Consider the following 20,350-nt stretch of genomic DNA (forward strand, 5'->3'; position numbering starts at 1 on the left):
TGCCGTTTAGCGATAGAGCGTGTATTTGTCGGCCAGATAGTTGCGGATCGTGGTTGCGGCGACTCCCGCCTGGCCCATGGCATGGCTGATCTGGTCCAGACCTTTCACGACATCGCCCGCCGCAAACAGACCTTCCACGCTGGTGCGCTGATGTTCATCGACGTCCAGGCATCCGTCTTCCGATGCTGTCGCGCCGACATCGACCGCCAGTTCGGACCGGATGTGAGAACCCAGCGCCGGATAGACGCTGTCGAATGCGAGCATACCGTCGGCGGTTTCGACGGCCAGCCTGTCGCCTTCGATAGCGTAGCTGCCGCATGGACCTGATTTTCGAATAATGCCTGCTTCATCCAGCTTGGTATTGCAGGCATCATCGAGATCGTGTTCGCCGTCAGGCGAAATCAAGGTCAGGTCGCGTGTATAGCCGCGCAGGAACAGCGCCTCCGCCGTCCCGTGATCGCCCGTGCCGATGACGGCGACCTTCCTGTCCGTCACCTCGTAACCGTCGCAGATCGGGCAGTAGCGCAGCAGGCCGCGTTCCAGTGCCGCATCGTGCAGATCGTCCGCCATTTCGGGCGGGTGGCGATTGAAAACGCCGGTCGCGATCAACACGGTGCGGGCCTTGACTGTTCGTTCCCCGGTGGTGACTTCGAAAAACTGGCCGTCTTTCCTGAGGCTCTCAACCCGCCTCTCTTCGCGAACAGCGCCGAACTCCGCCGCCTGCTGCTGCATCAGCGCCAGCAGGGCAGTGCCCCTGATGCCGCCGGGATAGCCGGCATGATTATGCGTGCGGGGGATCAGGGCCGCACGCGAAGTGCCGCAATCGAACAGCCGGATGGAGAGGTGGAACCGGGCCAGATATATCGCCGCCGTCAGCCCGGCTGGTCCGGCACCGATTATGATGCAATCGTCCACATGGACAGTGTCCGATTTGCCTTCAGCATCCATTTTCCTGCCCATCCGCTTGCCAAATCCCTTTCCTGAGGGCCATGGCGTGCCCATGTCCTTTGCCGCAACCGTTCTAACGCTTTATCCGGAAATGTTCCCCGGACCTCTCGGCCATTCGCTCGCCGGCCGGGCGCTGGAGGACGGGCGCTGGACGCTCGATACAGTGCAGATCCGTGACTTTGCAAGCGACCGGCATCGCACCGTGGATGATACGCCCGCAGGCGGCGGTGCGGGCATGGTGCTGAAGGCGGATGTGCTGGGTGCGGCGGTGGATCACGCCATTGCGCGCCAGCCGGATGCCCCCGTTCTCGCCATGACGCCGCGGGGCCAGCCGATTACCCAGGCGCGGATCCGCTCGCTGGTGCAGGGTGCGGGCGTGACGCTGCTGTGTGGCCGCTTCGAAGGGTTCGACGAAAGGATTTTCGCCGCCCGCCCGATCGAGGAGGTCTCGCTGGCCGATATCGTGCTGTCGGGTGGCGAGATGGCGGCCCTGTCGATACTGGATGCTTGCATTCGGCTGCTGCCCGGCGTAATGGGCGCGGCTTCCAGCGGTGTCGAGGAATCCTTCGAGGAAGGGCTGCTCGAACATCCGCAATATACCCGCCCTGTGGAATGGGAAGGGCGCATGATCCCCGAAGTGCTGCGATCGGGGGATCATGCGAAGATCGCAGGCTGGCGCAAGGCCATGTCCGAAGATCATACTCGGTTACGCAGGCCGGACCTTTGGGAACGCCATGGTGGCGTTCGGGCCCGACCTGCCTCTGGCGTGCGGCATGAAGATAAGGAAGCGGACCAGTGAATCTGATCCAGACCCTCGAAGCCGAAGCAATCGGCGCCCTTTCCGCGGGCAAGGAAATCCCCGAATTCCGCGCTGGCGATACCGTCCGCGTCGGTGTGCGCGTTGTCGAAGGCACGCGTGAACGTGTCCAGAATTTCGAAGGCGTTGTCATCGCCCGCTCCAATCGCGGCATGGGCAGCAACTTCACCGTCCGCAAGATGAGCTTCGGCGAAGGCGTGGAGCGTGTGTTCCCGCTCTACTCGCCCATCATCGACAGCCTGACGGTCGTGCGCCGCGGCATCGTGCGCCGGGCCAAGCTGTATTATCTGCGCGGCCGCACCGGCAAGCGCGCGCGTATCGCGGAACGCCGCGACAACGCGCCCAAGGGCAGCTGAGAACCGACTGCTGCTTATTGGCGGTCGTTTGAAAAAGGGGCGTTCCGGCTTTATGGCTGGGGCGCCTTTTTGCATTTGGGCGCCCTTTGGCCAACAGGACCCGGTTCAGCCGTTCTCTCCCGGACACTTTATCCATGACGATCCGCAATCTCCATCTGCTTGCCGCCGTATGCGCTGCGCCCTGGGCGCTTATGGCATTCGGCCAGCCCCTTTCCGCGCAGGAAACGCCCATGTCCGACCGATCCGATGCCGCATCCGCTCCGGCCACCGCTGCGGGCGAGCTGGACTTTGCGCGCGTCTTTGCCAGTCCCTCGCTCGACGGCGCTGCGCCGCGCGGGGTAAAGCTGTCGCCGGATGGGCGTTACCTGACCCTGCTGCGGAACCGCGAAACCGATCGGGAGCGCTACGATCTCTGGGCCTATGACCGCGAGACGGAAGACTGGCGGATGCTGGTCGACAGCGAAAAGCTGGGATCCGGCCGTGCGCTCTCCGAAGCTGAGAAGATGCAGCGCGAGAGGCTGCGGATCGGCAGCCTGAAGGGCATTGTCAACTATGAGTGGGCGGCGGATGGCGAGGGGCTGCTGGTGCCGGTGGAGGGGGACCTCTATTACGCCGCGCTGGATGGCAACGTTCGCCGCCTGACCAATACCGAGGCGGGCGAACTCAACCCCGCGCTCAGCCCCCGTGGCGGTTTCGTGTCGTTCGTGCGCGATGGCAGGCTGTTTACCGGCCAGCTTGGCGGCGCCGAACCCGTCGCCATCACGCCGCCCGAAACGGCAGGCACCGTCCACTGGGGCGAAGCCGAATTCGTCGCGCAGGAGGAAATCGGCCGCCGCACGGGCTATTGGTGGAACCCCGACGACAGGCGCATCGCCGTCGCCCGGTTCGACGAAGAACCCGTTGCAACGGTCACCCGTGCCGCGATCGGCGCGGAGGGCACCGAAACCTTCGAGCAGCGCTATCCCCTCGCCGGAACGGCCAATGTCGACATCGCCCTTTTTATCATGGACCCAGATGGGACGGAGCGGGTGCAGGTGGACCTCGGCAACGAGCGCGATATCTATCTGGCGCGGGTCGACTGGGCACCGGATGGCCGCACCCTCTATGTCCAGCGCCAGAACCGCGAACAGACCCGGCTGGACATGCTGGCTGTCGATCCGGCGACCGGCGCGTCGCGGGTTCTGTTCACCGAGGAAAGCGCGCCGCGTAGCTGGATCAATCTGACCGACAATTACCGTTTCCTGAAAGACGGCTCGCTCATCTGGTGGTCGGAAAGGGGCGGGTTCGGCCATCTCTATCATTTGACCGATGGTGACTTCCGCCCGCTGACCTCCGGCGACTGGATGGTGACCGACCTCGTCGGCGTGGACGAGGAGGCAGGCCGCGTCTTTTTTACCGCCACGAAGGATGACATCCTGGCGACGCAGATATACGCGCTCGATCTTGCTGCGCCTGGAAATGTGCAGCGCCTCAGCGATCCGGAGTTCGTGAATACTGCTGACATGGACAGCGCCGGGCGAACGCTGATCGTGCAGCGGTCCAATCATACGCAGCCGCCGCAAAGCTATCTCGCCGATACAAGCGGAAACCGCCTCGCCTGGATTGCTGAAAACCGCATCGATGCGGATCACCCTTACGCGCCTTATCTGGCCAGCCATCGTCCGGCGGAATTCGGCACGATCGAGGGGCCGGACGGCACTCCGCTGCATTATCGCATGGTCCGCCCGGAGCCTGTAGAGGGTGAGAAGCGTCCGGTCCTGTTCTATCACTACGGCGGTCCGCACGCTCAGGTCGTGACGCGGCGCTGGCGAGGCGCTCTGGAGCAGGCGGTGGTGGATGCCGGCTACATCTGGTTCGAACTGGACAATCGCGGCAGCGCCAATCGCGGCGTCGCCTTCGAACAGCCGATCTACCGCGCGATGGGCAGCGTCGAGGTCGCGGATCAGCGCGCCGGTGCCGAATTCCTCAAGACGATTGCATTCGTCGATGCCGATAAGGTCGCCACCTATGGCTGGTCCTACGGCGGGTACATGACCCTGCGGATGCTGGAAGCCGACCCCGGCCTCTATGCCGCCGGGATCGCCGGCGCGCCGGTGACCAAGTGGGAATTGTACGACACGCATTATACCGAACGCTACATGGGCAATCCGATAACGGAACCTGCGCCCTATGCAGTGTCCGGCGTGATCGAAAACGCAGCGCGCATCACCGATCCGCTGCTGCTGATCCACGGGCTGGCGGATGACAATGTCGTGTTCGAGAACAGCAGCGCCTTGATTGCAAAGATGCAGGCGGAGGCTGTTCCTTTCGAAATGATGCTCTACCCGGGTCAGACCCATTCGGTCGGCGGGCCGATGATCAGCCTGCATCTCTGGAACAGCATCATGGCATTTCTTGCAAGGAACGGCGTCGCGCCGGACGGCACCGCGGATTGAGCGCAAGGGGCCGGACCGCCGCGGGGTTACAACTGCGCGGTCCAGCGCCTATGTCCCTGAACGAAAGCGCCAGCGGGGCGCACAAGGTCTGGAGAACGCAATTGGGTTATCGCGTCGTCGTCGTAGGTGCCACCGGCAATGTCGGGCGGGAAATCATGGCCATTCTGGCCGAGCGGGAGTTCCCTTGCGACGAAGTGGCCGCAGTCGCCAGCGCGCGCAGCCATGGCAGCGAGGTGGAATTCGGCGATACAGGCAAGATGCTGAAATGCCGCAATATCGAACATTTCGACTTCGCTGGCTGGGATATCGCCCTGTTCGCCGCCGGGTCGGACGCGGCGCGCACCTATGCGCCCAAGGCGGCGGCGGCAGGCTGCGTCGTGATCGACAATTCCTCGCTCTACCGCATGGACCCCGACGTGCCGCTGATCGTGCCCGAGGTAAATCCCGATGCGATCGACGGATATGCGAAGCGCAACATCATCGCCAACCCGAACTGCTCCACCGCGCAGATGGTCGTGGCGCTGAAACCCTTGCACGATGCCGCCACGATCACTCGCTGCGTGGTCTCGACCTACCAGTCCGTGTCCGGCGCGGGCAAATCGGGAATGGACGAATTGTTCGAACAGAGCCGGGCCATTTTCGTCGGTGACAGCGTGGAACCGACCAAATTCACCAAGCAGATCGCCTTTAACGTCATTCCCCACATCGACTCTTTCCTCGACGACGGTTCGACGAAGGAGGAATGGAAGATGGTGGTCGAAACCAAGAAGATCCTCGATCCCAGGATCAAGGTCACCGCCACCTGCGTCCGCGTGCCGGTGTTCGTCGGCCATTCCGAAGCGATCAATCTGGAATTCGCAAACGAGATCGACGCCCAGACGGCGCAGAACATCCTGCGAGAAGCGCCCGGCATCATGCTCGTCGACAAGCGAGAGGACGGCGGATACGTAACCCCGGTCGAATGCGCGGGCGACAGCGCCACCTATGTCAGCCGGGTGCGCGACGATCCGACGGTGGAAAACGGCCTCGCATTGTGGTGCGTGTCGGACAATCTTCGCAAGGGGGCCGCGCTCAACGCCGTGCAGATCGCCGAATTACTGGGGCGGCGTCACCTGAAAAAGGGCTGAAGAAAGGGAACGCTGCGATGCATGAAGCCGATCTCTACTTTTCGTTCCGCTCGCCCTACAGCTATCTTGCCATCGGTCGTTACCGCCAGATTGAGCGGGACCATGCATTGCAGCTGCACCTGCGGCCGGTCTATCCGCTCGCGCTGCGCCAGCCCGATTTCTTCGAACGCAATCATCCCAACTGGCTGCGCTACACCCTGATGGACGTGGTGCGTCTGGCGCAATATCTGGAAATCCCGTTCGGGCCGCCTCGCCCCGACCCGATCGTTCAGGACATGACGACGCGCAAGATCGCGGAGGAGCAGCCGCATATTCGCCGCATCACCCGGCTCGGCCAGGTGGCGGCGCGGCATGGGAAGGGCATCGCCTTCGCCCATGAGGCCGGTCGCCTGATCTGGGGCGGGGCGGAAGGCTGGCACGAAGGCGAACATCTTGCGGGAGCAGCAGAGCGCGCGGGGCTGGACCTGGCGGAAATGGATGCCGAAGCGGAACGGGACGCCGCCGCGCTGGACCGAGAAATCGCGGCCAATCAGGACGCTCTGGAAGCGGCCGGCCACTGGGGCGTGCCGACTCTCGTCTACAAGGGTGAGCCGTTTTTCGGCCAGGACCGGATCGAACTCGCCTTGTGGCGGATGCAGCAGGATGGCCTCGCTGAACGCTGATCCTATCCAGTCAGGCCGATCACCTGCTGCGCCGTCAATATCACGAACAATCCCGCCGACCCGGCCAGCACCGCATTCGCCAGCCAGCCATTGCGCGCCTCTGCAGGAACGCGGGTGGAATTCAGCAGCAACAGCAGTGTCACGGCCAGGAATGGCATGAACAGGGCGCCGAACGTGCCGTAGATTATCACCAGCAGGAACGGGCGGTCCGCGAACAGGAGCAGCATCGGCGGGAAGGTCAGCCACCCCAGATAGAAGCGGAAGGCGGGTGACTGTTCCTCGCCGCCTGCCGTCAGGCTTGCAGCGGGCGCGCCCTTCATCTGGTACCACCAATCGGCGAAGAACAGGCTCATTCCGTGCCAGACGCCCAGCAGCGACGACATGGCCGTGGCAGCGAAGCCGATCAGGAAGGCGATGGCGGTGAAGCGGCCGTAACGGGCCGCCAGCACGTCCGACAGGCCGAGCAGCCCCCGGTCGCTGTCCTCCAGCGCAATGCCGGCAGCGAACAATATTTCCGCGCCCACGATCAGCATGGCGATGACGAAGATGCCGGTGACGACATAGGCCACCGCATTGTCGAGGCGCATCAGCGGCAGCCATCCGATACCGCGCCATCCTTTCACCTGCGTCCAGTAGCCATAGGCCGCTGTCGTGACCGTGCCGCCGACCCCGCCGATCAGCCCCAGCGTGTAGAACAGCGACCCTTCCGGCAAGTGGAACTGCAATCCCGAAGCGATACCCGGCAACGAGGGCGTGACCAGCACCGCCAGCCCAACCATGATGACGAACATCACTCCCACCATGATCTTCATGACAGTCTCGAATATGGCGTAGCGATTGAACCGCACGAACAGATAGCCGCCCACTCCGGCGATTACGGCCCACGCCCACAGCGGCAGGGCGGGAAACAGGGCCGCAAGCGGCAGGGCGGTCGCGCTCATCGCGGTGGCGCCGTAGATGAAGCCCCACACGATGACGTAGACACCGAAATAATAGCCGGTCCATGTGCCCAGCGAACGCCAACCGGCGAGGATGGTCGACCCGGTGGCGAGGTGGTAGCGCGCCGAGCCTTCGGACAGGGCAATCTTAACCACGCAGCCGAGGATGGCGGCCCACAGCAGCGCATAGCCGAAGCGCGATCCCGCGATCAGCGTGGCCACGAGATCGCCTGCGCCGACCCCGGTCGCGGCGACCACGATGCCGGGGCCGAGATGCCGCCATTTCTGCCGGCCGGCCGGCACCTGCTCGTCCGCTTCCTTCATCGCTGCCTCATCCCCGATCACCGCCCGTTTGCAGCCTCCATTGCCAGCACGGCGGCAGGCTGGCAAATGGCCGGATATGACAGAACTGGACACGCAGCGAATTTCGTCCTTCGACGGTCAGCCACTGGCCGTGCACCGTCTGCGACAGGCGAGTGGCGGCAAACCCGTGATCTTGCTGCACGGCCTGTTTTCCGATGCGCGGATGAACTGGGTCAAGTTCGGCCATGCACAGCGCCTTGCCGAAGCAGGGTTCGACCCCATCATGCCCGATCTGCGCGCCCACGGAGCGAGCGCCGCTCCGGCAGATGCGGCGGCCTATCCTGCCGATGTTCTGGCGCGCGACGTTGCCGCCATCGTCGAGACGCTTGGGCTGGACGCGTTCGATCTCGTCGGCTTCTCGCTGGGCGCGCGAACGGCGGTGCGCAGCGTGGTGAGCGGCCTGGCGCCGCGGCGGCTGGTTCTGGCGGGCATGGGGCTGGAAGGGCTGGCCGGCTGGAACGACCGGGCCGCGTTTTTCATCGATGCCATCGACCGGTTCGAAACCGTGAAGCAGGGCGACCCGGCGTTCTTCGCGGTGCAGTTCATGAAAAGCATGAAGGTCGACCGCCCCGCCGCGCGTCTGCTGCTCCATTCCGTCAGCGATACCACGCCTGAAGAACTCGCGGCCATAGAAATGCCGACGCTGGTGCTGTGCGGGGCGCAGGACAGGGATAATGGTTCGCCTCAGGCGCTGGCCGATGCACTGCCATCGGCCCGGCTTCAGGAAATACCGGGAACGCATATGAGCAGCGTGACCGAGGCAGCGATGGGCGAAGCTATCGTCGCCTTCCTCCGGCAGGATGGTGATGGCGAATGATTCAGCGCTTGCACAGGTTGCTCTCGCTATCGCATTGGTAAAGCTCGTACGAATGAAGGAAAAGCTCTTGAAGATATTCGCTTCCGTCGCCCTGTCCGCTCTTGCGCTGGGCCTTGCCAACCCGGCCAGCGCTCACACCGAAGGCGCGGCTCCTGCGGCTTCCGGCACGCAGTTCCCGATGACGGCCGACGGGGCCGCCGCTTTCGTCACCGCGGCGGAACGGGACTTGTTCGACTATTCGATCGAGGCGAGCCGTGTCTATTGGGTGAACTCTACCTACATCACCGAGGATACCGATGCGCTGGCCGCTAAGGTCGGAGCGGAAGGGACGGAGAAAAGCGTAAAATATGCGCTGGAAGCGGCGAAATATGCGCGCGTTCCCGGCCTCGATCCCGATGTGGCGCGCAAGCTGGACATATTGCGCAACGGCATCGTGCTGCCCGCACCGACCACGCCGGGTGCGGCGACCGAACTCAACGAGATCGCCACCAGCCTCAACAGCCAGTATGGCAAGGGCAAGGGCACGCTGAACGGCCAGCCGATCAGCGGTTCGGATATCGAAGCCGAAATGGGCAATCTCGAACGCACGCCTGCCGAACTGGCGGAGATGTGGGCCAGCTGGCACACCAATGTCGGCGCGCCGATGAAGGATGATTACGCCCGCATGGTCGCAATCGCCAACGAAGGTGCCGAAGAACTCGGCTTTGCCGATACGGGCGCGATGTGGCGGTCGGGATATGACATGCCCGCCGATGCATTCGCCGCCGAAACGGAACGCCTGTGGCAGGAGGTGAAGCCGCTTTACGACAGCCTTCACACCTATGTCCGGCGCAAGCTCAACGAGAAACATGGCGATGCGGTGCAGCCCGCCACCGGCCCGATCCGTGCCGACCTCCTCGGCAATATGTGGGCGCAGGAATGGGGCAATATCTATCCCATCGTGGCGCCGGAAGGTGCGGGCGATCTGGGCTACGATCTTACCGACCTGATAGCGAAGAAGGGCCTGTCCGAGGTGGACATGGTCCGCACCGGCGAGGGGTTCTTCTCCTCGCTCGGCTTCGACGCTTTGCCCGAAACCTTCTACGAACGGTCGATGTTCGTGAAGCCCGCCGATCGCGAGGTGGTCTGCCACGCCAGCGCCTGGGACGTCGACAACAAGGACGATATCCGCATCAAGATGTGCATCAAGCCGAATGCGGATGATTTCACGACCATCCACCATGAACTCGGGCACAATTACTATCAGCGCGCCTATAATGATCAGGACTATCTTTATCTGAACGGCGCGAATGACGGTTTCCATGAAGCCATCGGCGATGCCGTCGCCCTTTCGATCACGCCCGAATATCTGGTGCAGATCGGGTTGCTTGACCGCGCGCAAGTGCCCGGTGCCGACAAGGACATCGGCCTGTTGCTGCGCCAGGCGATGGACAAGGTGGCGTTCCTGCCCTTCGGCCTGCTGGTCGACAAATGGCGCTGGGGCGTGTTCGACGGCTCGATCTCGCCTGCGGAATACAATGTCGCATGGCACGATCTGAAGCGCGAATATCAGGGCATTACCCCGCCGGTGGAGCGCCCTGCCGATGCTTTCGACCCCGGCGCGAAATATCACGTACCCGGCAACACGCCCTACACGCGGTATTTCCTCGCGCGCATCCTGCAGTTCCAGTTCTACAAGGCCGCCTGCGATCAGGCCGGCTGGACCGGGCCGCTGCATCGCTGCAGCTTCTACGGCAACGAGGAAGTGGGCGAGAAGCTGAATGCGATGCTGGAAATGGGCGCGTCGAAGCCCTGGCCCGATGCCCTGGAAGCCTTCACCGGCACGCGCGAGATGAGCGGCAAGGCGCTGCTCGAATATTTTGCGCCGCTACAGGCGTGGCTGGACGAACAGAACGCCGGGCAGACGCCGGGCTGGTAAAGCGCCCGGCCACCGGCTATCGGCTGCGCTACCGCGTTTTCCGGGTAGATCGTATGTCGGGCTGTATTATCGCCAATCTGAATTTCGGCGCTGCGATGCGTTTCGCAGCGCCGGTTCTGTTCATATCGCCATGAGCGAACGGTTCCCGACCGATATCGTCGGCTGGCGCGAGATGTTGTGCCTGCCGGAACTGTCATCCCACCGCATCCCGGCCAAGATCGACACCGGCGCCCGTACGTCGTCGCTTCACGCCACCGATATCGAGCGTTTCGAGCGTGACGGCCATCGCTGGCTGCGCTTCCAGCTCGACATAGGCGAAGGGCAGAGCGAACCGGTCACCTGCGAAGTCCCGCGCGCCGACCGCCGGGTCATCACCAGTTCCAATGGCGAGGCGCAGGAGCGGCCCATCATCAAGACGATGCTGCAACTGGGCAGCCAGTCGTTTCGTGCCGAATTCAGCCTTGCCGACAGGTCCGACATGCGCTTTCCGATCCTGATCGGCCGGACTGCCTTGAGAAAACGTTTCCTGGTCGCTTCCGGGCGATCCTATCTTCAATCCACCGCCGAAGAGCGCAAAAGGATGCTCGGATGAAAATCGCCATGCTGGCCCGCAACGCCAATCTCTACTCGCACAGGCGGCTGGTGGAGGCGGCGGAGGAGCGCGGCCACGAACTGCATATCCTCAACACCCTGCGCTGCACCGTGAACATCGCCAGCCATCGCCCCACGCTGACCTATAATGGCCAGCAGCTCGAAGGGTATGAAGCGGTCATCCCGCGGATCGGGGCGTCGATCACCAATTACGGCCTTGCCGTGCTGCGGCAGTTCGAGATGAGCGGCGTGTGGCCCCTTAATGAAAGCGTCGCCATCGGCCGCAGCCGGGACAAGCTGCGGAGCATGCAGATCCTGGCCAAATACGGCCTTGGCCTGCCGCTGACCGCCTATGCCAACGACCCCAAGCAGGCCGAGGAAATCATTCGCGCAGTGAACGGGCCGCCCGTCGTCATCAAGCTGCTGGAGGGCACGCAGGGCATCGGCGTGGTGCTGGCCGAAACCATGTCGAGCGCGAAATCCGTGATCGAGGCGTTTCGCGGCGCGAATGTGAATATCCTGGTGCAGGAATTCATCAAGGAAGCGGGCGGCACGGACATCCGCGCGCTGGTCATCGGCGGCAAGGTGGTCGCCGCCATGAAGCGTACCGGCGCGCCGGACGATTTCCGCTCCAACCTCCACCGCGGCGGAAGCGCCCAGCTTATCAAGATCACGCCCGAGGAGCGCTCCACTGCCGTGCGCGCGGCCAAGCATATGGGGCTGAACGTCTGCGGCGTCGACATGCTGCGTTCGAACCACGGTCCGGTCATCATGGAGGTGAATTCCTCCCCCGGTCTCGAGGGGATCGAGAAGGCGACGGGCAAGGATATCGCCGGTCAGATTGTCGATTTCATGGTCACCCATGCGAAATCGGGCAAGACGAAGACCAAGGGGGCGGGCTAGTCCGCAGCTATCAGCGGAACGGCGGTTCGTTGAAGGCGCGCAGCTTGCGGCTGTGCAGGTTCGTGCCTTCGTCGCGCAGGATATCGCAAGCGGTCACGCCGATCTGCAGATGCGCGGCGATGGCCTGTTCGTAGAAGCGGTTTGCCTGCCCCGGCAGCTTGATTTCGCCGTGCAGCGGCTTGTCGCTGACGCATAGCAGGGTGCCGTAGGGCACGCGAAACCGGTAACCCTGCGCGGCGATGGTCGCGCTTTCCATGTCGATACCGACGGCGCGGCTGAGCGACAGGCGGCGCGCCGAATGGGTAAAGCGCAATTCCCAGTTGCGATCGTCGGTGGTGACGACTGTGCCGGTCCGCATCCGCTGCTTGAGATCGGCCCCGTGCGTGCCGCTGACCCGCTGCGCCGCGCCGGCGAGTGCCTGCTGAACCTCGGCGATAGCGGGCAGCGGGATCTCCGGCGGCAGGACATGGTCCAGCACGTGATCGTCGCGCAGATAGGCATGGGCGAGCACATAATCGCCGATCTTCTGGCTGGGGCGCAGGCCGCCGCAGTGGCCGATCATCAGCCATGCCTCGGGGCGCAGCACGGCCAGGTGGTCGGTAATGGTCTTCGCATTCGATGGCCCGACGCCGATGTTCACCAGCGTGATGCCGCCGCGATCCTTGCCGACCAGGTGATAGGCAGGCATCTGGTGCCGGCGCCATGCCGTGTCCGACAGTTGGCCGCGGGCGTGGTCGGTGGCCTCGGTCAGATACATGCCGCCCGCGCCGGCCAGCGCTACATTCCCGGCACAGCCCAGTTGCGCTCCTGCCCAGTCGACGAATTCGTCTACATAGCGGTGGTAATTGGTGAACAGGACGAAGCGCTGGAAATGTTCGGGATCGGTGCCGGTATAATGGGCAAGCCGCGCGAGGCTGAAATCCGTTCGCAAGGCGTCGAACAGCGACAGCGGATAGGCTTGTGCCGCTTCGGGTACATAGATCCCGTCGGCAAGTTCATCGCCGATCAGCGCGAGTTCGGTCGACGGGAAATGGCGGGCGATATCCTGCGGGCTGATGCTTGCAAGATCGGTGCCGGTGCTGCCGTCGAGCACATAGGGAAAGGGAATCTCCTGACGCGAGGGGCGCACCTCGACCCGCACGTCGTAGTCCGCCGCGATCATCGACAATTGTTCGGAAAGGTAATCGGCGAACAGTCTGGGGCGGGTGATCGTCGTGCCATAGGTGCCCGGCTCGGTCAGGCGGCCGAAGGAGCGGCTTCGCGCCGTCGGCTGGGTTCCGCCGGAATAATGCACGAGCAGTTCGGGATAGGCATAGCTGCCGTCCTGCCGGCGGACCTTGGACGGCAGGCTGCCGTCGCGGGCGAATGCGGAAATATCCTCCCGAAGCCGGCTGACCGCCGCATCGTAAAGGCGGACGAGTTCGGCTATGATACTGTAGGGGTGGTCCATGGTGGCGGCAGGTAGCGCCCGTTTTCCTACTTTTCAAAGATTATCGTCATGCCGCAATGACCGGTTTGCCGCGCCAGGTCAGGCCTGATGCAGGCATGGAAAAGGGGCGCGTTCCTTGCGAACGCACCCCTCGAAATCGTCAGAAGCGTTAAAGTTCAGGCGCTGGCGCCATCCCTTGCTGCTTCGTCTTCGTCATTGCCTTCCAGCATGTCCGCCGGAATCTCCCCCGGTTCGAGCGTGCGATCCTGTTCTTCGGTAAAACCTTCGGTCTCCCGCGATTCCTCGAACATCTGCGCCATGACATCGACGCCCTGGCTCTGCAGTTCGGCTTCGTCTTCGGAACGCGCTACATTGGCTTTCACCGTCACGTGCACTTCGGGGTGGAGATCGATCCGGACTTCATGAACGCCGAGCGCCTTGATCGGGTTGCCCATGATGACCTGCTTCTTGTCGATCTCGTGACCCTTCTCGGCCAGACCCGACACGATGTCGCGGACGTTCACGGAACCGTAGAGCTGGCCGGTATTGGACGACGCGCGGATCAGGACAATTTCAGTCCCGTCCACGTTCTCGCCCTGCTTTTCGGCTTCGCTGCGGCGTTCGGCGTTTTCACTTTCGAGACGATCGCGATTGGCTTCGAAAACCTTCTTGTTGGCATCGTTGGCGCGCAGGGCCTTCTTCTGCGGAAGCAGGAAGTTGCGGGCGTATCCGTCACGAACCGTGACGACATCGCCGATGCTGCCGAGCTTTTCGATCCTTTGCAGGAGGATGATATCCATGAAAAATTCCTCCTTACTTCACGATGTAGGGCAAGAGGCCGATGTGGCGCGAACGCTTGATCGCCTTGGCGAGTTCGCGCTGCTTCTTGGCCGAAACTGCGGTGATACGCGACGGAACGATCTTGCCACGTTCGGACATGAAGCCCTGAAGCAGGCGCACGTCCTTGTAATCGATGGCGGGCGCGTTCTTGCCCGAGAACGGGCAGGATTTGCGGCGGCGGAAAAACGGACGGGCCATCAGTTGCGCTCCTCACGGTCGCTGCGACGCTTGCGCTCGCGGTCGTTCTTGCGCATCATCACGGACGGGCCTTCCTCATGCTCGTCCACGCGGATCGTCATGTAGCGGATCACATCTTCGTTGATGCGGGTCTGGCGTTCGAGTTCCTCGACGACGGCGCCGGGGCCCTCGATGTTGAGCATCACAAAATGCGCCTTGCGGTTGCGGTCGATCTTGTAGGCGAGATTCTTCAGGCCCCAGGTTTCCGTCTTGGTAACCTTGCCGTCATTCGCTTCGATGATTTCGGTGGCTGTCGAGGCCAGCGCGTCGACCTGAGCATGGCTCAAGTCCTGACGCGCGAGAAAGACATGCTCGTAAAGAGGCATGCTCCAATTCCTTCACACTGTAATGCCGATCGCTGGCTGATCCGCAGGATTGCGGGGCCCCTCCGGCTTTCTTGGGCTGCGCGCCAGTGGCGGCAGTGCCGTGTCCCTTAGCGGATTGCAGCGACATGGCAAGCCTGCCTTAACGCTTGCCAGCCCGTGCCTGCCTGACGCAAAAGGGCGCACGATCACGATCAGGGGCCGCGAAGCCCGCGACAAGGGGGAGAATGAAGTGCCGGGTGGATTGATAGCCTTGCTTGACGATGTGTCGATCATCGCCCGCGCAGCGGCAGCCTCGGCGGACGATATCGGCGTGGTCGCCGGGCGCGCAGGATCGAAGGCGGCTGCCGTCGTCATCGACGATGCCGCAGTGACACCCTCCTATGTAACGGGCTTGTCACCGGCACGCGAACTGCCGATCATCTGGCGGATTACGAAAGGCAGCTTCAGGAACAAGCTGCTGATCCTGCTGCCGGTCGCCCTGCTGCTGAGTTACCTGCTGCCCTGGGCCATCACTCCCATCCTGATGCTCGGCGGCGCTTACCTCTCCTATGAGGGCGCCGAGAAAGTGATGGAGAAGCTCGGCGGCAGCAAGCACGGACAGACGGTGGACGATGCCATCGAGGACCCCGTCGCCTTCGAGAAACAGCGCACGTCGAGCGCTATCCGCACCGACCTGATCCTGTCGGCCGAGATCATGGCGATCACTTTGAACGAGGTTGCCGCCGAAACCCTGGTCACCCGCGCGGGGGTCCTGGCGATTGTCGGCATCCTGGTTACCGTGGTCGTCTACGGTGCGGTCGCGCTCATCGTGAAGATGGATGACGTCGGCTTGCACCTCGCGCAGAAGCGCTCTGCCGCAGCGCAGAAATCCGGTCGCTTCCTGGTGCAGGCCATGCCGCATCTGCTGACGCTGCTGTCGGTGGTCGGCACGATCGCCATGCTGTGGGTCGGCGGCGGGATCATCCTCCACGGATTGGCCGAGCTCGGCCTTGCCGGGCCTGAACATTTCGTCGAGGAATTGCAGCACGGCGTCGCCGGCATGGCAGGCGCGCTGGGTGGAGTCCTCGGCTGGATTACCTATGCCGCGGCTTCGGCGCTGGTCGGACTGGTTCTCGGCTTCCTGCTGGTCCTGACCCTGCATCCGCTGGTGGCGAAGTTCACCGGCGGGCCGCATTGAAGGCAGGCGGAAGGACTTTTCATCCCGGCTGTGAGAGGTCCAGCCCGCAGCGGCTGCAATTGCGATTGGGCCACGGCAGCATGATGAATTTGCGGAAGAACAGATTGCTGCCGCAGCGGGGGCAGTTGAAGGTCAGGATTCGGCGGTTCAGCACCACCAGGACTACGATCACGCCGGCGAAGGCGAGTGTCGAATGGCCGTAGAACCGATCGACCATGACGATGAACAGACATCCGAACAGGACATTGCCGATCATTGCCCAGGCGTGGCGCCGGGCCTGGCGGTAAACGCTCACGACAGGCGGGCCAGCAGGTCTTTCGCAAATTCGGTCAAAGTATCGTCGCGTGCGCCCATGATCACGATGCGATCGCCCGGTCCGGCGATCTGGATGAGTCGGTCGGCGACCGATTTGCGTTCGGGCAAATATATCGCCTCCACTCCATTTCCGGCGTGCTGTTCGATCATGCGCACGATCCGCGCGCTTCCTTCGCTGCGATCTACCGTGCCGCCGTGATAGACCGGGTCGGAAAGGATGACGACATCGCCCTCGTTCAACTCGCGCGCGAAAGTCTCCGCCAGCTCCTCGCCCATCTGGCGCAAGGGTCCGTAACCATGGGGCTGGAAAAACACGAGTACGCGACCGGGCTGCGAGCGCAGGGTGCGAAGCGTTGCCGCGCATTTTTCGGGGTTGTGGCCGAAATCGTCGATGATGGTGATGGCCGAATGAGTGGTGCCGATCACGTCGAAACGCCGCGCCAGGCCCTTGAAGCGGGAGAGCGAATCGACCGCTTTCGCCAGCGGCACGCCCGCCACCCCGGCAGCGGCGATCGCGGCCAGCGCATTGGCAAGATTGTGGCGGCCCGGCATGTCGAGCACGAGGCGTGCGCTCGTGTCCGCCCGGCGATCCGTCACCTCGGCTTCGATGCAAGTGCGCTTTTCGACGATCGTTTCCTTGTCCGCCAGAACGGTCGCGCAGCCATTTTCCACCCCGAAGCTCGTCGCTTCCTGCGCGCGATGGATGAGGCGAAAGGCTTCGTCATCGTCGGCATTGACCACGGCGTGACCGGATGCGGCCAAATAGTCGCCGAACAGGCCGCGCAATTCCTCCATGCTCTTGTGATCGAGGCTGACGTTGAGCAGCACCCCGATTGCGGGGCGGTACAGCGCGATCGAGCCGTCGCTTTCATCGACCTCGCTGACGAAAACTCCCCCGGATTTTCCTTCTGCGATCCGGGCGCTGGCATAGGGGTGATCCGCTGTCTGGAAGTTCTTCATCACCGCGCCATTCATCACGGTAGGGTTCATGCCGTTGTCCGCGAGAATCCAGCCCAGCATCGCCGTGACGGTCGATTTGCCGCTGGTGCCGCCGATGGCGACGGCGGTGTCGCTGTCGTTGAACAATGCGGCGAGCAGTTCGGCGCGGCTCATCCGCGGACAACCCAGTTCGCGCGCGCGCGCCACCTCCGGCACGCTGTCCTCCACCGCGGCGGATGCGATCAGCACCTGGTCACTGCCGGTGATGCCGCTGCCGTCCTGCGGGTGGAGTTCGAAGCCCTGCCGTTCAAGCGCCGCGAATTTTTGCGGCGATCGGCCCTGGTCGAAACTGCGGTCGGAACCTGCGACCTCGGCACCGCGTGCTTTCAGGATCTGCGCGAGCGGCAGCATGCCCGATCCGCCTATCCCGCAGAAGAACCACGGCCGACCTGCAAGATCGCGGGTGAGGTTGGGGGCACTGGACGGTGCAGTCTCGCTGTCGCTCATGCTGCCCTGCCTATTGAAGGGCCGATGGATTGGCAATGAATGGTGACGCCCGATGTGCCGCGCGCTAGGGCAGGGAACATGACCCGCATAGCCATCTGCGCCCCCGCCACCCCCATCGACCGCGCAGTGGCCGCCGCCGTGAACGCGATCGCCTCAGCGGAATTTCCCGGTCTCGAACTGGCGTTTCATGAACAATGTTTTGCGCAGAATGGCCATTTCGCCGGTCACGATGCCGAACGCCTGGCAGCTTTGCTGGACTGCGCCAGTGATGCGGCGACCGATGCCGTATGGTTCGCCAAGGGGGGCTATGGGTCCAACCGGATTGCATCGGACGCCGTGGAGCGGTTGAAGGGTCGCGACCTTGCGATCCCCATTTTCGGCTATTCGGATTGCGGTTATCTTCATGCCGCCTTGGCCCGGCATGGCATCGGCAGGGCGGTCCATGGGCCGATGCCGGTCGACATACGCCGGGACGGCGGAACGGAGGCGGTGCGGCGTGCGCTCGACTGGTTTGCGGGCGGGCGAAGCGGAGAAGATCGTTCCGCTGACGGCGCACCGGCTGTCGCTTTCAATCTGACGACACTGGCGATGCTGTGCGGCACGCCGCTGATGCCGGATCTGAATGGCGTGCAGATCATGGTGGAGGAGGTGGGCGAACATCTCTACGCCATCGACCGCCTGTTCTTCCACGTGACGGCGCATCTGCAAGGGGTAGCCGGCTTGCGGGTGGGGCGCTTCGGTGCGATTCCGGAAAACGACCGTCCCTTCGGACTCCAGCCCGCCGACATCGCCCGGCACTGGTGCGAGAGGAGCGGCATCCCCTTTCTCGGCAGGGCCGATATCGGGCACGATGCTGGCAACAAGATCGTGCCGTTTACTCTTGCGGCTCTGCCGGCGAGGTCATAGGCCGCTCACCCGCCGACAAGCGAACAGGAGCCATTCATGCGTGCGTTTATTTTCCCAGGGCAGGGCAGCCAGAAAGTCGGCATGGGCAGCGAACTCGCAGCCGCCAGCCGCATCGCGCGCGAGGTGTTCGAGGAAGTGAACGATGCACTCGGCCTCGATCTGTTGCGGATCATGCGCGAGGGGCCGGAGGAATCGCTGACGCTGACCGAAAATGCGCAGCCTGCGATCATGGCGAATGCCATCGCCGTGCTGCGCGTTCTGGAAATCGACGGCGGCATTGCGCTGGCCGACAAGGCAGATGCGGTGGCTGGCCATTCGCTGGGCGAATATACCGCATTATGCGCGGCCGGTGCGTTTACCCTTGCGGATACGGCGCGGCTGCTGAAGCTGCGCGGGCAGGCGATGCAGGCTGCGGTGCCCGTCGGCGTTGGCGGGATGTGCGCGCTGCTCGGCGCCGATGTGGAAAAGGCGCAGGGCCTTGCCGATGCGGCGGCGGAAGGCGAGGTCTGCGAGATAGCGAATGACAACGATCCGTCGCAGGTCGTGCTGTCCGGCCATATCGGAGCGATCGAGCGCGCCGTGGCGATGGCGAAGGATCACGGCATCAAGCGCGGGCTCATGTTGCCGGTGTCGGCTCCGTTTCACTGCAGCCTGATGCAGCCCGCCGCCGATGCGATGGCCGCAGCGCTGGAACGTGTTCCGCCTGCTGCGTTTCGCCTGCCGGTCTATGCCAATGTCACGGCGGCGCAGGTGACCGATCCCGCCGAAGAAGCCGATCTGCTGGTGCGGCAGGTGACGGGTCGCGTGCGCTGGCGCGAAAGCGTGATCGCGATGCGTTCCGCCGGCGTGGGTCAGTTCGTCGAACTCGGCGGAAAGGTTCTCGGCCCGATGGTCAGCCGCATCGACAGGGAAGCCGATATCACCAGCGTGCAGACGATGAACGACATCGAGGCGCTGGCCCGCGATCTCTAGATCCTGACGCAGGAGAAATATTTCATGTTCGACCTTACCGGCAAGACCGCACTCGTCACCGGGGCAAGCGGGGGCATAGGCTCCGAAATAGCACGCGCGCTTGCCCGTCAGGGTGCACGCCTCGCTCTTTCGGGCTCGAACGCAGCGAAGCTGCGGTCCTTCCGCGAGGAACTTCAGGACGATTTCGGCGGCGATCATGTCGAGATCACCTGCGACCTTTCCGATGCCGAAAGCGTGGAGCAACTGGTGCCCGCCACCATCGACACATTGGGCAGTCTGTCCATTCTGGTAAACAACGCCGGCATCACCCGCGACAATCTGGCGATGCGGATGAAGGACGAGGAATGGAACGAGGTCATGCAGATCAATCTGCAGGCTGCGTTCCGCCTGATGCGCGCCGCTGCCCGGCCGATGATGAAGGCGCGGTTCGGCCGGATCGTATCGATCACCAGCATCGTGGGGGCGACCGGAAATCCGGGGCAGATGAACTATGCCGCCGCCAAGGCCGGGCTGACCGGCATGTCGAAGAGCCTGGCGCAGGAACTGGCCAGCAGGGGCGTGACCGTGAACTGCGTCGCACCCGGCTTCATCCGCACCGCCATGACCGATGATCTGCCCGACGCGCAGAAAGACGCGCTGAATGCCAGGATTCCGATGGGCCGCATGGGCGAGGGCGGCGATATCGGTGCCGCGGTGGCCTATCTGGCAAGCGACGAGGCGGGATACGTGACCGGCCAGACCCTGCACGTGAATGGCGGGATGGCGATGCTGGGCTGAACCAAACTCTGCTCAAGCCGGCGCGGCGGCGGGCGAACAGGATATGCACG

21 protein-coding genes are annotated in these 20,350 nt (G+C 63.5%); 13 read left to right on the top strand and 8 right to left on the bottom strand.

The genetic code is table 11. From position 1 onward, the window contains the following. Positions 1-6 precede the first annotated feature (6 nt). Complete coding sequence (locus HG250_RS08610; protein ID WP_240957017.1) at positions 7-960, bottom strand: NAD(P)/FAD-dependent oxidoreductase; 954 nt, start codon at positions 958-960, stop codon at positions 7-9. Between the two features lie 40 nt (positions 961-1,000). Here HG250_RS08610 and trmD point away from each other — a divergent pair, with 40 nt between their 5' ends. The 5 genes from trmD to HG250_RS08635 all read left to right on the top strand — a co-directional run bounded on the left by trmD (position 1,001) and on the right by HG250_RS08635 (position 6,345). Continuing rightward, the gene (gene trmD / locus HG250_RS08615) at positions 1,001-1,747 is read left to right on the top strand and encodes a tRNA (guanosine(37)-N1)-methyltransferase TrmD (protein WP_170004669.1); all 747 of its coding nucleotides are present in this window, start codon (positions 1,001-1,003) and stop codon (positions 1,745-1,747) included. After that, positions 1,744-2,121: a 50S ribosomal protein L19 gene (gene rplS, locus HG250_RS08620; protein ID WP_170004671.1), complete on the top strand. Its 378-nt coding sequence runs from the start codon at positions 1,744-1,746 to the stop codon at positions 2,119-2,121. The genes trmD and rplS overlap by 4 nt, the downstream gene beginning before the upstream one ends. Before the next feature lie 230 nt (positions 2,122-2,351). After that, entirely contained in the window at positions 2,352-4,556 is a 2,205-nt protein-coding gene (locus HG250_RS08625) for a S9 family peptidase (protein ID WP_240957018.1), read from the top strand. Positions 4,557-4,657: 101 nt separating this feature from the next. Beyond that, a complete protein-coding gene (locus HG250_RS08630) occupies positions 4,658-5,683 on the top strand; it encodes an aspartate-semialdehyde dehydrogenase (RefSeq protein WP_170004817.1) in 1,026 nt (341 codons plus the stop codon). 17 nt (positions 5,684-5,700) lie between these two features. After that, the gene (locus HG250_RS08635; protein WP_170004675.1) at positions 5,701-6,345 is read left to right on the top strand and encodes a 2-hydroxychromene-2-carboxylate isomerase; all 645 of its coding nucleotides are present in this window, start codon (positions 5,701-5,703) and stop codon (positions 6,343-6,345) included. Positions 6,346-6,347: 2 nt separating this feature from the next. Here the strand turns inward: HG250_RS08635 and HG250_RS08640 are convergent, their stop codons facing one another. Further along, a complete protein-coding gene (locus tag HG250_RS08640) occupies positions 6,348-7,607 on the bottom strand; it encodes an Nramp family divalent metal transporter (protein ID WP_170004677.1) in 1,260 nt (419 codons plus the stop codon). Positions 7,608-7,683: 76 nt separating this feature from the next. Here HG250_RS08640 and HG250_RS08645 point away from each other — a divergent pair, with 76 nt between their 5' ends. The 4 genes from HG250_RS08645 (at position 7,684) to rimK (ending at position 11,875) form a co-directional block, all read left to right on the top strand. After that, on the top strand, positions 7,684-8,463 hold the full coding sequence (locus HG250_RS08645) for an alpha/beta fold hydrolase (RefSeq protein WP_170004679.1): 780 nt from the start codon (positions 7,684-7,686) through the stop codon (positions 8,461-8,463). Positions 8,464-8,515: 52 nt separating this feature from the next. Continuing rightward, positions 8,516-10,381 (top strand): M2 family metallopeptidase, encoded by a 1,866-nt coding sequence (locus HG250_RS08650; protein ID WP_170004681.1) that lies wholly within the window; start codon positions 8,516-8,518, stop codon positions 10,379-10,381. A 130-nt stretch (positions 10,382-10,511) separates the two neighbouring features. After that, positions 10,512-10,973, top strand: a complete 462-nt coding sequence (locus HG250_RS08655) for an ATP-dependent zinc protease family protein (protein WP_170004683.1) — start codon at positions 10,512-10,514, stop codon at positions 10,971-10,973. After that, positions 10,970-11,875 (top strand): 30S ribosomal protein S6--L-glutamate ligase, encoded by a 906-nt coding sequence (gene rimK, locus HG250_RS08660; RefSeq protein WP_170004685.1) that lies wholly within the window; start codon positions 10,970-10,972, stop codon positions 11,873-11,875. The genes HG250_RS08655 and rimK overlap by 4 nt, the downstream gene beginning before the upstream one ends. Before the next feature lie 10 nt (positions 11,876-11,885). Here the strand turns inward: rimK and HG250_RS08665 are convergent, their stop codons facing one another. The 4 genes from HG250_RS08665 to rpsF form a co-directional block, all read right to left on the bottom strand. Next, the gene (locus tag HG250_RS08665) at positions 11,886-13,325 is read right to left on the bottom strand and encodes an AMP nucleosidase (protein ID WP_170004687.1); all 1,440 of its coding nucleotides are present in this window, start codon (positions 13,323-13,325) and stop codon (positions 11,886-11,888) included. A gap of 155 nt (positions 13,326-13,480) precedes the next feature. Next, positions 13,481-14,104, bottom strand: a complete 624-nt coding sequence (gene rplI / locus HG250_RS08670; protein ID WP_170004689.1) for a 50S ribosomal protein L9 — start codon at positions 14,102-14,104, stop codon at positions 13,481-13,483. A gap of 13 nt (positions 14,105-14,117) precedes the next feature. Then, entirely contained in the window at positions 14,118-14,342 is a 225-nt protein-coding gene (rpsR, locus tag HG250_RS08675) for a 30S ribosomal protein S18 (RefSeq protein WP_170004691.1), read from the bottom strand. Then, positions 14,342-14,707: a 30S ribosomal protein S6 gene (gene rpsF / locus HG250_RS08680; RefSeq protein ID WP_170004693.1), complete on the bottom strand. Its 366-nt coding sequence runs from the start codon at positions 14,705-14,707 to the stop codon at positions 14,342-14,344. Before rpsF ends, rpsR begins: the two co-directional genes overlap by 1 nt. A gap of 229 nt (positions 14,708-14,936) precedes the next feature. Here rpsF and HG250_RS08685 point away from each other — a divergent pair, with 229 nt between their 5' ends. After that, positions 14,937-15,884, top strand: a complete 948-nt coding sequence (locus HG250_RS08685; protein ID WP_170004819.1) for a DUF808 family protein — start codon at positions 14,937-14,939, stop codon at positions 15,882-15,884. Between the two features lie 19 nt (positions 15,885-15,903). Here HG250_RS08685 and HG250_RS08690 read toward each other — a convergent pair whose 3' ends face one another. Then, positions 15,904-16,179 (bottom strand): hypothetical protein, encoded by a 276-nt coding sequence (locus tag HG250_RS08690; RefSeq protein WP_170004695.1) that lies wholly within the window; start codon positions 16,177-16,179, stop codon positions 15,904-15,906. Next, positions 16,176-17,645 carry a glutamate ligase domain-containing protein gene (locus HG250_RS08695; protein WP_170004697.1) on the bottom strand — a complete coding sequence of 490 codons (1,470 nt, stop codon included), beginning with the start codon at positions 17,643-17,645 and terminating at the stop codon, positions 16,176-16,178. Before HG250_RS08695 ends, HG250_RS08690 begins: the two co-directional genes overlap by 4 nt. 78 nt (positions 17,646-17,723) lie before the next feature. Here HG250_RS08695 and HG250_RS08700 point away from each other — a divergent pair, with 78 nt between their 5' ends. From HG250_RS08700 to fabG, 3 genes are read left to right on the top strand one after another with little or no spacing between them, the layout of a single operon-like run. After that, entirely contained in the window at positions 17,724-18,551 is an 828-nt protein-coding gene (locus HG250_RS08700) for an LD-carboxypeptidase (protein ID WP_170004699.1), read from the top strand. A 36-nt stretch (positions 18,552-18,587) separates the two neighbouring features. Beyond that, positions 18,588-19,523, top strand: a complete 936-nt coding sequence (fabD, locus tag HG250_RS08705; RefSeq protein WP_170004701.1) for an ACP S-malonyltransferase — start codon at positions 18,588-18,590, stop codon at positions 19,521-19,523. A gap of 24 nt (positions 19,524-19,547) precedes the next feature. Further along, the gene (gene fabG / locus HG250_RS08710) at positions 19,548-20,300 is read left to right on the top strand and encodes a 3-oxoacyl-[acyl-carrier-protein] reductase (RefSeq protein WP_170004703.1); all 753 of its coding nucleotides are present in this window, start codon (positions 19,548-19,550) and stop codon (positions 20,298-20,300) included. Positions 20,301-20,350 lie beyond the last annotated feature (50 nt).

Origin of the sequence: Pseudopontixanthobacter vadosimaris, from assembly GCF_012979275.1 — a bacterium.
GTDB classification, from domain to species: Bacteria; Pseudomonadota; Alphaproteobacteria; order Sphingomonadales; family Sphingomonadaceae; genus Pseudopontixanthobacter; species Pseudopontixanthobacter vadosimaris.

Excerpts from the sequence above, each read along its gene's own strand:
- HG250_RS08695 (WP_170004697.1), bottom strand. The coding sequence starts at position 17,645 with ATGAGCGACAGCGAGACTGCACCGTCCAGTGCCCCCAACCTCACCCGC.
- HG250_RS08640 (WP_170004677.1), bottom strand. The coding sequence starts at position 7,607 with ATGAAGGAAGCGGACGAGCAGGTGCCGGCCGGCCGGCAGAAATGGCGG.
- rplI (WP_170004689.1), bottom strand. The coding sequence starts at position 14,104 with ATGGATATCATCCTCCTGCAAAGGATCGAAAAGCTCGGCAGCATCGGC.
- trmD (WP_170004669.1), top strand. The coding sequence starts at position 1,001 with ATGTCCTTTGCCGCAACCGTTCTAACGCTTTATCCGGAAATGTTCCCC.
- rimK (WP_170004685.1), top strand. The coding sequence starts at position 10,970 with ATGAAAATCGCCATGCTGGCCCGCAACGCCAATCTCTACTCGCACAGG.
- fabD (WP_170004701.1), top strand. The coding sequence starts at position 18,588 with ATGCGTGCGTTTATTTTCCCAGGGCAGGGCAGCCAGAAAGTCGGCATG.
- rpsR (WP_170004691.1), bottom strand. The coding sequence starts at position 14,342 with ATGGCCCGTCCGTTTTTCCGCCGCCGCAAATCCTGCCCGTTCTCGGGC.
- HG250_RS08665 (WP_170004687.1), bottom strand. The coding sequence starts at position 13,325 with ATGGACCACCCCTACAGTATCATAGCCGAACTCGTCCGCCTTTACGAT.
- HG250_RS08645 (WP_170004679.1), top strand. The coding sequence starts at position 7,684 with ATGACAGAACTGGACACGCAGCGAATTTCGTCCTTCGACGGTCAGCCA.
- HG250_RS08650 (WP_170004681.1), top strand. The coding sequence starts at position 8,516 with ATGAAGGAAAAGCTCTTGAAGATATTCGCTTCCGTCGCCCTGTCCGCT.
- HG250_RS08610 (WP_240957017.1), bottom strand. The coding sequence starts at position 960 with ATGGGCAGGAAAATGGATGCTGAAGGCAAATCGGACACTGTCCATGTG.
- fabG (WP_170004703.1), top strand. The coding sequence starts at position 19,548 with ATGTTCGACCTTACCGGCAAGACCGCACTCGTCACCGGGGCAAGCGGG.
- HG250_RS08700 (WP_170004699.1), top strand. The coding sequence starts at position 17,724 with ATGACCCGCATAGCCATCTGCGCCCCCGCCACCCCCATCGACCGCGCA.
- HG250_RS08625 (WP_240957018.1), top strand. The coding sequence starts at position 2,352 with ATGTCCGACCGATCCGATGCCGCATCCGCTCCGGCCACCGCTGCGGGC.
- HG250_RS08635 (WP_170004675.1), top strand. The coding sequence starts at position 5,701 with ATGCATGAAGCCGATCTCTACTTTTCGTTCCGCTCGCCCTACAGCTAT.
- rpsF (WP_170004693.1), bottom strand. The coding sequence starts at position 14,707 with ATGCCTCTTTACGAGCATGTCTTTCTCGCGCGTCAGGACTTGAGCCAT.
- HG250_RS08655 (WP_170004683.1), top strand. The coding sequence starts at position 10,512 with ATGAGCGAACGGTTCCCGACCGATATCGTCGGCTGGCGCGAGATGTTG.